This window comes from Pseudoalteromonas prydzensis, from assembly GCF_001661495.1.
In the GTDB taxonomy this organism is placed as follows: Bacteria; Pseudomonadota; Gammaproteobacteria; order Enterobacterales; family Alteromonadaceae; genus Pseudoalteromonas; species Pseudoalteromonas prydzensis.
The window spans coordinates 492,124-504,070 of the sequence record NZ_BDDT01000002.1 but is presented as its reverse complement, the minus strand read 5'-3'; the positions used below and the strand labels follow the sequence as shown (position 1 = coordinate 504,070).

Here is an 11,947-nt window from a genome sequence, read left to right as displayed (position 1 = left end):
AGCTAATTCACTACCCTAAGACAAATCTATTACTTAGTGGCATTGATTGTTGTAAATTTAGTTAATTAAAATTATATTATTCCAATTATTCTTGAAGAATATTCCAAAACATAATATCGTTCATTACGAATAATTTATTTGTTTTGTACGCATAGGCATAAGAGTATAGCAAAGACAGTTACACTGAACCCAAATTGAGTACAAATTTATTTCGATTAATGCTATAAATACGCCAAATATAAAAATAAGCGAGTAGTATGTCTACATTTGTAAAAATTAAAGCCTTACGTCAGTCTCTATCGAGCAGCGAAGCCAAACTAGCCGATTTCACCTTGAACTCAGCTAACGCTATTCGTAACCTCTCATCAGTAGAACTGGCTAAAGTGGTGGGTGTAAGCCAGTCGAGTGTTGTGAAATTTTCGCAAAAGCTGGGTTATAAAGGTTTTCCTGCTTTTAAGCTGGCTGTTATTGATGCGCTCAATGATGAAACGTCAGAACCAAAGCTACACGGAAAAATTACGTTAAACGATTCTTTAGAGCAAATTGCTGAAAAACTACTCAGTAGTAAGCTGGCCGTGCTGACTGAAACAAAAAATCTCAATGAAGCAGCGGCAATCGAGCAAGCCGTCAGTTTGCTAAAGTCAGCCAAGCGAATTTTGATTTGTGGTTTAGGGGGCTCAGCTCTTGTAGCTAAAGACTTCTCTTATAAACTGCAAAAACTAGGCATGCCTGCGATTGCTGAACCCGATGGTCATGCGCAACTAGCGTATGTATCTACCTTTGCCAAAGGCGATTTAGTCATTGCGATCAGTGAGTCAGGTGTCACCAGAGAAATTGCTGAAGTAGTAAAACAAGCTAAAAAGAACGACAGTTATGTGATCTCTGTTACTAAATTTGGTAGTAGCCCTGTTGCTGATCAAGCCAATGTAAGGCTGTATTCTGTGGCAGAAGAAGAGTCAGTAAGGTTATCATCAATTCTTGCCCGTACCGCGCAAGATTTTGTAATTGACATTCTATTTATCGCCCTAACGCAGTCAAGCCGCCAAGGTCGTAAGTTATTAGAACATTCAAATGATGTGGTTGGAGAGTTCAGAAACCACTAAACGTAAACAACCAAACAGGTATAACTCATCCCTGTTTGGTTTTTCTCTGTAAATATTCCCCCGCTTTCTTTATTATACAAACCAGTCACGCCAAAAATATAAATTATTTTAACAATAAAGATTTCAATGTAATTTATTAGTCCCTATAAAAACACCTACTTTGATTTAAATTCAAACTATTAAAAATACTGTACTCATATATTCCAAAAACCATAAAAAGATAAATTATAACTTTAAAACAACAACTTAAATTAATTCTATTGCACCAAAACGTGATGTATTGAAAATAATAGCGAGCTAAAAGAACATCACCCCAACTGTTTTTATATATTTTATTTCTATAGCAACCAATTGTTAGAAAAAAATATTCTTGACCATTCTCTGCAACAGCTGTTTAATATATTGGCAACAAGTTTATGACTCTAGAGTGGATAATTAGTCCGGAGCGATAGACAAATTATAATAAAAGGACGGGGAAACAATGAAAAAACATGCACCAACCTTCAATATTAGCTCTTTAGCGCAGGCCACACATCGTGCTTTGAGAGTTCCTAAAACTGCAATAACCACAGCGCTTATAGCTGCCTCACTAGCCAGTGCACCCGCATTCGCAAATTTAAACGGGAGTATTAAGGGTAAAGTTGCCACCGAGCAGGCAAATCAATCTCTGGCTGGTATTACTATTACAGCTAGCAGTAACGTAATGCCGAAAGCCCGTACCGTGGTTACTCGCGAAGATGGTAGTTATGATTTACCACAACTAAAGCCTGGCACTTACGAGCTTACTTTCACTGATAATAATGGCGTTACACAAACCATGACAGTGGATGTTTTATTAGAGCAAACATCGAATGTAAATGTCACGCTGAGCGGCAAAAAAGATAATGTTGAAGTGATCACGGTGACAGGTAGTAAACTGTTTCGCCAAGGTAACTCTTCACTAAGTAACTCGCTTGGTAAAAAAGCCATTGAAGGTGTGCCTGTTGGTCAAGATTACCGTGACCTATTAAAGCTAGTACCCGGTGTCGAGCTTTCTCAAAACGCCACACTTGGCCCATCAGCGGGTGGTTCAGGGGTTGATAACTCCTATGGTTTTGATGGTGTGGATGTATCTTTACCGATGTTTGGTAACTTAGCCTCAGAGCCATCAACACACGATGTTGAGTTTGTTACTATGGACCGTGGTGGTGCTAAAGCCGTTGGCTTCAATCGCTCTGGTGGTTTATCGATCAACACAGTGTCAAAGTCAGGTACTGACGAATTCCATGGCAATGTTGAGTACAAAGCACAACCGAAAACATTTGTTGCAACGAAAGAAGGCGAAGAATCATATGAAGAAGATAAAAGTTGGCTAACGGCCAGTTTAAGCGGCCCACTCATTGAAGATGAGCTTTACTTTTATACTTCGTATTATCGCCCTGAGGTAACACGTGAAAATAAAGATACTGCATACGGCGCTGTAAAAAATTACAAAAGTGTTCGTGATGAATACTTTGGTAAATTAACCTGGGCACCTACTGACGATATTTTATTAAATATTTCACAGCGTACATCTGAAAAAGTCATTGAAGGACGCTCAATCGGTGCGTATGAAACCGACAGCGTATCTGTAGGCGATACATCCGATCAAGATATTTTCACATTAGATGGTTCATGGATTTTAGGCTCAGCAACCACACTGTCATTCCAATACAGTAAATTTGAGCTTGAAACGGCGGGTATACCTGACACTCCACTGTCTGTAGTGCCATCACTAACAGGCCAACTTGATTTAGCAAACCTAGATCAAATGGGCTACTTTGCTGTACCGAGCCTACTTGATGCTGATGATAATTATACTGCAGCGCAAATCGCCGCATTTAACGCTGGTGCAACTCCGCTGATAAACCAATACGGTTATACTGAGAACGGCCAAATGAAAGGTGGTGGCGGTGTAGGTGCATATTCGCAATACGATAATATCGACTTCTACCGTGACTCACTTGAAATCAACCTAGATCATGAATTTGATTGGGGTGATACTTACCACACATTGCATATTGGTGCCGAGTGGAAAGAAGGTAAGGAAGTCCTATCGCGCCTATCAAACGGCTGGGGCAGTATCTCGTATGTGGGTGGCCTAGATGAAAGTTTAGAAGAAGGTAGCAGCGCGCCGGTTATTTATCGTGCCAAAGTACAACAAATGAGTTTAGTGGGTGGTAACACTGCGGTTTCCGCTATCAACTCAGAAAGTGAATCAATCAACTTTGAAATCAATGACTCAATTGAAGTCGGTGATTGGACCTACAACATTGGTGTGCTTGTTAGCCGCGATACTTGGTATGGCCAAGGCTTACGCGAAAAATCCGGCACTATTTCAGGTTATGAAACGGCTCCTGGCAATAAGTACAAAATGTACCAAACTGATTGGTCAGATATGATCCAACCGCGCTTAGGTGCAACATGGACGTACTCTGAAGAAGATTCAATCTTTGCAAACTTTTCTATGTATAACCCTGAAGCGAGCTCACTTTCACGTGCGGCATCGTGGGATCGTAATACCCGAGCTGAAATTGAGGTTGAATTCGATGCCGAAGGTAATGTTATTTACGCAGAGCCTCGTCAAGGTTCATCGGGTAAAGTCTTTGCCGATGATTTAACCCCACGTCGTATTACAGAATTTACACTTGGTACAACAAAATACGTTGGTAGTGACTTAGTGTTACGTGCTCACGTTCGTCACCGTAAAGGCAACCATTTTTGGGAAGATATGCCCAATGATGCCCGCCTAACTGATTACTCAGGTGTTGAAGCAGATGGCGTACCACAGAATATTGCTGATCAAGGCTTATATGTAGATAACCTTGCTGATATTCGTGACGAAATTGGCGGTTCATCTTATGTAATTGCTGAAGTTGATGGCGGCGAAACTAAATATTGGGAAGCCAGTATTGAAGCTGAATACTTAGGTGAAAACAGCTATGTAAACGCTTCATATGTGTGGAGCCATTACTATGGTAACTTTGACCAAGATAATACCGCTGCAAGCAATGATGCGAATACTTTTATCGGTTCATCAAACTATGGTGATGGCCGCGGCCGCTATTCATGGGATAATAAGTACGGTACGCTATCTGGTGATAAACCACACCTATTAAAAGTATATGGTTACTATACAGTGCCTTGGCAAGCGAACGTAGGTGCTTATTTCGTATTCCAATCGGGTAAACCGTGGGAAGCATGGGATGGCTCTATCTACGGTTACTCAAGTGGTACGAGTCGTTACGGCGAGCCTGCAGGTAGCCGCCGTAGTGCCAGCCATTGGCAGTTAGATTTAAACTACACGCAAGACTTTAAACTTACGGGTAATTTCGAAATGCAGTTCCGCGCAGATTTATTCAACGTATTTAATCGCCAAACAGGGTATAACAATAACCCGTACGTTAGCGATGAAAACTTTGGTGAAGCACGTAGCTACTACAACCCACGTAGCTTACAGCTATCTGTAAACTTTAAGTTTTAATCTTATGGATTAAAGCAAGTGCTCAATGAGCGCTTACTTTCCCATCTAGGAAGGCCACTTTTGTGGCCTTTTTTATTTAAGAAATGAACATTACTGAATAAATCGCTGCTCGTCACTGATCTCACACTCTGCGATTTCTTTTGACTGGTTACTTCTATCTGCAAGCCAACATTCATCATAAATAGAGCAATAGCAAAGTTCGATAATAACCTGCTTATCAATTTCCAGCATATCAGCTACATAAGCTTTATTCGCTATGTTAACCACACTGACATTCGCTTGGCTTGGTAGAATACGTGTGCCAATGTGGGATTGCACTAAACTAGTCTCAACTATAAAGTCCGACCATTTTTTAACTGGTTTATCTTTGTAAGTAACTTTGGCATATTTAATAATTGCCGGCCCCGTACCGTTATTCATAACGCCATAGCTAAAATACCCTTTTTCGAGCGAATGGCTTCTATAAATTTCCACTCTTGGCCAAACCGACGCTCTTGCATAGGAGCGATCAATCATAGTGGAGTAAAGCCCTATTATTGTTGTCACAACACTTATGAGCAATGCTGACAGTGCAACGATCATTTCAGGCTTTTTATACCATGCTATTTTTGTCATTGTGATATTCCTTTAAGTTTATATAGCTTTTGGTTTATATAACTAAACCATACAGTTAGCTTTTTTTAAAGGCAATAAAAAACGCAGCCTAAGCTGCGTTTTGAAATTCAGTGAATTAACAATAACCTTATTGATATAACAGATATGGCGCGCGTTGCTGTTTAAAACGGGCTAAGTCTGGCTGCCAGCTTTGTTTGATTTGCTGCTCTGTTTGACCTGCTTCAATCGCTAAACGCAGTTTGTCTGTGCCGGCGAGCTTATCCATAAAACCTGCTCGTTCAAAAAACGTTTGCTGATGCTCTGTTAAGGTGTTGTAGGCGCTAATAAATAAGCTTAAATCGAGCCCTTTAATTGTACTATCACGTAAATCTAAACCTTGCACCGCAACCCCTTTAAATTTTGGGTTCATAGATGCACCTTTAATCGCACGAGGGGTGAAACTAAATTCCCCTAGCGGCGTTGGTGAATAGCCGACTACTTGAAATGGAAAGTCTGTGCCACGACCAATGGTTATTGGCGTTGCTTCAAAAAAGCATAATGACGGATAAAGTGCAATTGATTGATCGTTAGGTAAATTTGGACTCGGCTTGACTGGTAAGCTGTATGTCATATCGCGGCTATAATTAGCTACTGGCACAACCGTTAAGCTAAGTGCCTGAGCTTGATCTATCCAACCTTCGCCCTTAATCATTTTAGCCAGCTCGCCCACCGTCATACCATGCAGCACAGGAATTTCATGCATGCCCACAAAAGACTGGAATTTTAAGTCTAATACGGGGCCGTCAACGTAGGCAATATTTGGGTTTGGTCTATCCAGTACGATAAATTCAAGGTTGTTCTGCGCCGCGGCTTCCATCATGTAATGCATTGAGCTGATATAAGTGTAAAAGCGCACGCCAACATCTTGGATATCAAAAATGATCACGTCTAATTCACTTAATACTGCCGCATCCGGCTTTTTATTACTGCCGTAAATAGACACCACATCGATACCCGTTTTTGCATCCACGGTACTTTTTACATGAGCGCCTGCATCATGATCGCCACGAAAGCCATGTTCAGGAGCAAATATTTTAGTTACATTTACGCCTTTATCACGCAATAAATCAACAATGTGAATGCCATCAACTTGTGAAGTTTGATTAACCACTAAGCCAACTCGCTTACCCTCAAGTTGAGGCAAGTACTGCTGGTACTGTACTGCACCAACAGTCATTGTCGCCTCTACTGAAGCACTCTTTTCAGCGCTCTGCTGAGCACAGGCGCTCAACATCAAACACTGTAAAATAACCAATATTCTGATCAACATTTACAGCTCCACCGCTTTGCGTAAAAAGCCATCGGCTTGGTTTAACATTTGCTCAGCTTGCGCTGCATCTTTACCTGTTAAGATAATTAAAATAGCTAATTTGGCACTTTGCTTGGCTTGGGCAAGAGCTTCAACGCCCTGTTGATGGGTGCAATCGGTTGCTTGCATCACAATACGAATAGCACGAGCATGCAACTTTTCATTGCTTGCGTTAACATCAACCATCAAGTTTTTATACACTTTACCTGTACGGATCATGCTGGCAGTACTGAGCATATTAAGTACCAACTTTTGCGCTGTGCCTGATTTCATGCGCGTTGAACCGGTTACCGCTTCTGCACCTACTACCGGGCAAATACCAATATCAGGCTGTTTCATCACCGCTGAGTCTGGGTTGCAAGTCACCCCTACAGTGGTACAACCTACTGATTTAGCGTAATCAATAGCGGCGCGTACATAGGGCGTACGGCCACTGGCGGCTATGCCAACTACAACATCTTTTGCTTGTAGGTTTATTGCCTTAAGATCTTCTACACCGAGTGTTAAGCTATCTTCAGCGCCTTCTACCGCTTTTTTAAACGCTGTTTCACCACCGGCAATAATGCCCATCACTTGTTGATCGCTTACACTATAGGTCGGTGCGCATTCAACCGCATCTAAGATCCCAAGTCGGCCACTGGTACCTGCACCAATATAAATGAGTCGGCCGCCTTGCTTAAACGCGGTCACTATATGATCAACCGCTTTGGCTATTTCCGGGATCACGAGTTTTACAGCTTCTGCAACCTTTTGATCTTCATTATTAATTTTCGTTAATATCTCAGTACTATCAAGTAAATCAATATCTAGGGTATCTAGATTTTGTCCTTCTGAGACAATCCCATTCAGTTCTTCTAAAAGCGCGCGCTGCTGGTTAAAAACATACTCAGGGCTCATCGCGTAATCCTTTTGTGGTCAATTTTTTAACTTGGTCGGTGGCTAAAATCACCGCCCCAACTAACGAATCCCCTCGACGGGGAGATAAATTCTGTTGTATATGCTCATTTAATAACGCTATGGTTACATCTGCTAAGCCACCGATAATAATGACTGGTAGTTGACTGTCGCCACGGCATTTTTCAATCAATCGCTCTACTTGGCGTGCATGTTCGCCCAGTACCGCATCTGCGAGGTGACATTGATTTTTTAAACTAAAAATAAGCGGGCTAAAACGGGCATAGTCCACCGCTTTGGCATTTAGTAGCCAAGCGGAAATATGTTCACGATCACCGCCAATTTGTTCACTTAACTGTTTTGTTAACGGGTTTTGCGGCTGGTCAAAGCGATCTATTTCATCTAACAAGCGTTGTACTGCGCTTAACCCTAAACGCGCTCCACCGCCAAAATCATCGACTGAAAACCCCCAGCCTCCGATTAATTTAGTGTCGCCTTGTACTGTTAATCTTGCCCCTACAGCACCAGTGCCTAAAGCAAGCATTGCGACCGGCTGACCAAGGTTAGCGCCGTATAATGAGGTTATGGCATCACTGAAAATCATCAGCTGTGCAAACTCAATATCGCAGCCTAGCTGTAAAGTAGCTGTGACTCGCTCAACTAAAGCTTTTGATGAACCACCGGCTAACCCCATGACCGCTAATATCTGACTATGTTGTGCACCACTTTGCTCACATACACTGTTGATCACCTGCTGCAAACTGCTTATTGCCGTATTAAAATCATTGTAAATCGACGCCTCACCTGCGTGAGCGATATATTCTTGAGCACTGTGCAAATGAATTAACTTGGCGACTGTTTTGGTGCCGCCACCATCTATTGCGAGAATATAATCTAGGCTCATACTTGCTCTGCTCCAACCGCCGTTTGGCCACGTTGGGCTAGCTGTGCTTTACCCAAACAGCATACTAAGGTCGATAATGCAGTACCAATACACAACTGCCAAGTAAAGCCTAAGTAAAAACGTGATGATTCAGGTAGTAACCAGTCAATCATGTAAGGTTGCATTAATAGCGTTACCATAAAGCCAACGATCAACGCCGCCAGTACTGAGCCCTCACTACCCCGGTTTGTGAATAATGTTGTGAAGTACACACCTAATAAACCACTGTATGAAAATACCATCACACTGAGTGCAAATTTTAATAGTGGCATATCACTGTATTGTTGCCAGAAGTAACAAAGGATCGCCATCATGGCCAATGCAAAACTGACCACAGCCATGCCTACACGCCCTGCCTTAACAAAATGAGTATCGGCAACGTGTTTATTTTTAGTCGCTAAATAAGGACGATATAAATCTTGCACAATAACCGATGACATAGAGCTCAACCCTGAGTTTAAGGTTGAAATAGCCGCAGCTATAATACCCACGCTCACTAAACCTTTAACGCCAGCTGGCGCTTCATTCAATACGTAATACATAAAGATAGTGATTTTTTCACCATTGAACTCTTGCACCACTTGCGCGCCATCACTGTTCATTAATGTCGGCTGTTGGTACACGATGTACAGTAATAAGCCGATAAAGATAAACACCAACATCACGGGAATAACCATAACAATAGAAAGCAGCAATGCCTTACTGCCTTCTTTGTCACTTTTACAGGTGAGTAAGCGTTGTGTCATATCCTGATCAAGGCCAAAAGCCGCAATATTAAGCAGTACAAAACCGGTTAATACCGATGCCATGTTAAATACACCACTTGGGCCAAAGTCTAAATCAAACTTAAAAATAGCCAATTTAGAATCAGCACCTGGAGTTGGCTCATTTAAGGTTGCTAGAATAGTCGAAAAATCGGCAGGAATAAGGGTTAATAAGCACCAAATTACAGCGATGGCAGCACTAACATACACGACACTTTGCAGTACATCAGAATAAATAACACTGCGAATACCACCAAATACAGTGTACAGCAGGCCAGCTAGTGCCAGTAATAAAGTAGCAACAATGACGCTATCTGCATTGATATTGCCATATAAAATCATCGCGACAGCAATGGCTGCCATGTACAAACGAGCGCCACTGGCGAACACCCGGCCAAATAAGTACATAAGGCCACTACGGCGTTTTGCTTTAGGGCCAATGCGCTTTTCGAGCAATTCATAAACCGTATACACTTTTTGCTGATAAAACTTAGGGATCAGAAAAATAGACACTATAAACGCCGCAATAAATGCGCCAATATTAGTCGCTAAATACGACAAGTCACCTTGATAACCTTGGTCGGGCCCACCAATAAAAGTAGCAGCAGATTGTGATGTCGCTAACACTGAAATAGCCACCATCCAGGTCGGCATGCTATTGCCGCCTAAAAAGAAGTCTTTACTTGAATTAGCGCGCTTGCGATTAAACCACCAACCACTGAGTAATAAAATTGCTCCGTAGCTTGCAAACACGAGCCAGTCTAGCAAGGTGTATTGTGCACTCATTTATTATCCCAATCTAAAACCAATTAATGGAATATATTATTCCATTAATTCAGTGAAAAGAAAACAGTTTTATTATTTTTTATAAAGCCAGATAACAAACAGGCTTTATGGTTATTATTTAAGGGTAGGCAAATTCCAAAGCAATTGTTTTTGTTGATATTGTGAAGCAGGTAAACTCACAAGCAAGGGTTTTTTCTGCTCATCTAACCAGGCTAACAAAGTATCCATGTTTTGCTCTGTCATTGCCGTGCAGCCTGCTGTTGGTTTATTTTCTGCACGCCATAGGTGCATAAAAATACAACTGCCTGCACCATCAATGTTTTGACTATTGTGCTTAACGACTAGGCCTTTTTTATACAGGTTATCTTGGCTATAAATATCACGGCGCATCCACTCCGATGAACCTTTAACCGCGGCCTCACCAACGACCGATTTATCAACCATTTGGTTATAAAATGGTGAACCTTTGACATCAATACAATAATCATCAGCAGTCATGCCCTGATAAGTCATATTGGTGGTTAATGAATCTAAATAGCCAAATGCGGTGCCTAGCTCAAAAATTCCGGCAGGTGCTTTACCATCACCTTCTTGTTTTTGTACACCAGCTTGTTCTGGGTGTAAGCCAATTCCCCACGCTAAACCGGTGCGTCCCAATACCACACTGTGCTTTTGCCCTTGCTGCTGCCACTGCCCTGCAACTCGCTCAAATCGATATAACTGCGCATCAATTGCTTGCCAGTCATCGGCAACCACGACTACTAGCTGTTGACTTTGCGCTGGGATCAGAGTCTCGCTTGTAACCACCGAACTTGCACTATTAGCGCAGCCACTGAGCGCAGTTGTGGCAAGTAAAGTTATTATTATTTTCTTCATAAAGGCCAAACTCCATCGTTGATCGGTTGTAATGTATCGATACTTTTAATGCCCAGACCTGGGCCATCACTTAAGGTGATTGCGGGACCATTAAACTCAACACCGCCTTGCACCGGATCATATTGGCCCAGTGCTGGACCATCTAAATCTATTTTACTGATCTGCTGTGCTTTTGCCGACGCTAAATGCGCCGCCCCAGCAACTGCAATACTGCCTTCTAGCATGCAACCAATCATGCACTGAGCTTGATATTGGGCGGTAATATTGGCAATTTCGATGGCACGACTTAAGCCACCGGTTTTCATCACTTTAATATTTATAATATCAACAGCATTTTGTTCTAATAACTGAATGACCTGTTTTGGCGAAAACGCACTTTCATCCGCCATAATGGGTGTGTTGACCCGTTCAGTAATATATTTTAAGCCTTTAAAGTCATCACTTTTTACCGGTTGTTCTACAAGTTCTAATTCAACATTGTGGCTTTCTAGTTTCTGTAATGCAAACACCGTTTGTTTGGCATCCCAACCTTGATTTACATCCAAGCGAATTTGCGTTTGCTGACCAAAGCCCTGATAAATCGCTTTCACTCGTTCGATATCTTGCTGTAGATCATTGCCTATTTTCACTTTCAAAATATCAAAGCCTTGCGACACAGCCAAAGCACAGTCACTGAGCATTTTATCTATATTATCAACACTGATGGTGATGTCGGTACGTAAGGTTTTACTGCCGCCGCCGAGTAATTTATACAGCGGTGCTTGGTATAATTTTCCCCATAAATCATAAACTGCCAACTCAAGCGCAGCTTTTGCACTGTAGTTTGCCACCACACTTGATTGGATCAGCTGGCATATTTGGTTGAGGTTTTCAATTTCCATACCTAGCAATTTGGGTGCTATAAATTGCTTGATCACACTGAGTATACTTTGGTGTGTGTCCCCCGTAATAACTGGGGTTGATGCTGCAGCACCGTAGCCAATTTCACCTTTATCGGTTTCAATGATCACCACTAAGTCTTCAATAAAGCTCACTTCACGCAGTGCGGTCTTAAAGGGTGTGACTAAGGGCACTTTTAGTTTGGCAAAACGTATTGCGGTAATTTTCATGGTTTAC

The 11,947-nt window shown here is 41.9% G+C and carries 9 protein-coding genes; 2 read left to right on the top strand and 7 right to left on the bottom strand.

What is annotated here, in order from left to right:
- Positions 1-257: 257 nt before the first annotated feature.
- Entirely contained in the window at positions 258-1,103 is an 846-nt protein-coding gene (locus A7968_RS06625) for a MurR/RpiR family transcriptional regulator (protein ID WP_064665772.1), read from the top strand.
- A 481-nt stretch (positions 1,104-1,584) separates the two neighbouring features.
- Complete coding sequence (locus A7968_RS06620; RefSeq protein WP_064665771.1) at positions 1,585-4,605, top strand: carboxypeptidase regulatory-like domain-containing protein; 3,021 nt, start codon at positions 1,585-1,587, stop codon at positions 4,603-4,605.
- Between the two features lie 90 nt (positions 4,606-4,695).
- On the opposite strand, the gene A7968_RS06615 is transcribed toward A7968_RS06620, so the two are convergent.
- The 7 genes from A7968_RS06615 to A7968_RS06585 all read right to left on the bottom strand — a co-directional run bounded on the left by A7968_RS06615 (position 4,696) and on the right by A7968_RS06585 (position 11,940).
- Positions 4,696-5,220, bottom strand: coding sequence for a hypothetical protein (locus tag A7968_RS06615; RefSeq protein WP_064665770.1), 525 nt, complete (start codon positions 5,218-5,220; stop codon positions 4,696-4,698).
- Between the two features lie 127 nt (positions 5,221-5,347).
- A complete protein-coding gene (locus tag A7968_RS06610; protein WP_064665933.1) occupies positions 5,348-6,493 on the bottom strand; it encodes an exo-beta-N-acetylmuramidase NamZ family protein in 1,146 nt (381 codons plus the stop codon).
- Positions 6,494-6,529: 36 nt separating this feature from the next.
- On the bottom strand, positions 6,530-7,465 hold the full coding sequence (gene murQ, locus A7968_RS06605) for an N-acetylmuramic acid 6-phosphate etherase (protein WP_064665769.1): 936 nt from the start codon (positions 7,463-7,465) through the stop codon (positions 6,530-6,532).
- Positions 7,455-8,366, bottom strand: coding sequence for a glucosamine kinase nucleotide-binding domain-containing protein (locus tag A7968_RS06600; protein ID WP_064665768.1), 912 nt, complete (start codon positions 8,364-8,366; stop codon positions 7,455-7,457). The genes murQ and A7968_RS06600 overlap by 11 nt, the downstream gene beginning before the upstream one ends.
- Positions 8,363-9,955, bottom strand: coding sequence for a sodium:solute symporter (locus A7968_RS06595; RefSeq protein WP_064665767.1), 1,593 nt, complete (start codon positions 9,953-9,955; stop codon positions 8,363-8,365). The genes A7968_RS06600 and A7968_RS06595 overlap by 4 nt, the downstream gene beginning before the upstream one ends.
- 114 nt (positions 9,956-10,069) lie before the next feature.
- Positions 10,070-10,831, bottom strand: coding sequence for a L,D-transpeptidase family protein (locus A7968_RS06590; protein WP_084448065.1), 762 nt, complete (start codon positions 10,829-10,831; stop codon positions 10,070-10,072).
- Positions 10,828-11,940 carry a mandelate racemase/muconate lactonizing enzyme family protein gene (locus A7968_RS06585; protein WP_064665765.1) on the bottom strand — a complete coding sequence of 371 codons (1,113 nt, stop codon included), beginning with the start codon at positions 11,938-11,940 and terminating at the stop codon, positions 10,828-10,830. The genes A7968_RS06590 and A7968_RS06585 overlap by 4 nt, the downstream gene beginning before the upstream one ends.
- Positions 11,941-11,947: the final 7 nt, after the last annotated feature.

Excerpts from the sequence above, each read along its gene's own strand:
- A7968_RS06625 (WP_064665772.1), top strand. The coding sequence starts at position 258 with ATGTCTACATTTGTAAAAATTAAAGCCTTACGTCAGTCTCTATCGAGC.
- A7968_RS06620 (WP_064665771.1), top strand. The coding sequence starts at position 1,585 with ATGAAAAAACATGCACCAACCTTCAATATTAGCTCTTTAGCGCAGGCC.
- A7968_RS06615 (WP_064665770.1), bottom strand. The coding sequence starts at position 5,220 with ATGACAAAAATAGCATGGTATAAAAAGCCTGAAATGATCGTTGCACTG.
- A7968_RS06610 (WP_064665933.1), bottom strand. The coding sequence starts at position 6,493 with ATGTTGAGCGCCTGTGCTCAGCAGAGCGCTGAAAAGAGTGCTTCAGTA.
- murQ (WP_064665769.1), bottom strand. The coding sequence starts at position 7,465 with ATGAGCCCTGAGTATGTTTTTAACCAGCAGCGCGCGCTTTTAGAAGAA.
- A7968_RS06600 (WP_064665768.1), bottom strand. The coding sequence starts at position 8,366 with ATGAGCCTAGATTATATTCTCGCAATAGATGGTGGCGGCACCAAAACA.
- A7968_RS06595 (WP_064665767.1), bottom strand. The coding sequence starts at position 9,955 with ATGAGTGCACAATACACCTTGCTAGACTGGCTCGTGTTTGCAAGCTAC.
- A7968_RS06590 (WP_084448065.1), bottom strand. The coding sequence starts at position 10,831 with ATGAAGAAAATAATAATAACTTTACTTGCCACAACTGCGCTCAGTGGC.
- A7968_RS06585 (WP_064665765.1), bottom strand. The coding sequence starts at position 11,940 with ATGAAAATTACCGCAATACGTTTTGCCAAACTAAAAGTGCCCTTAGTC.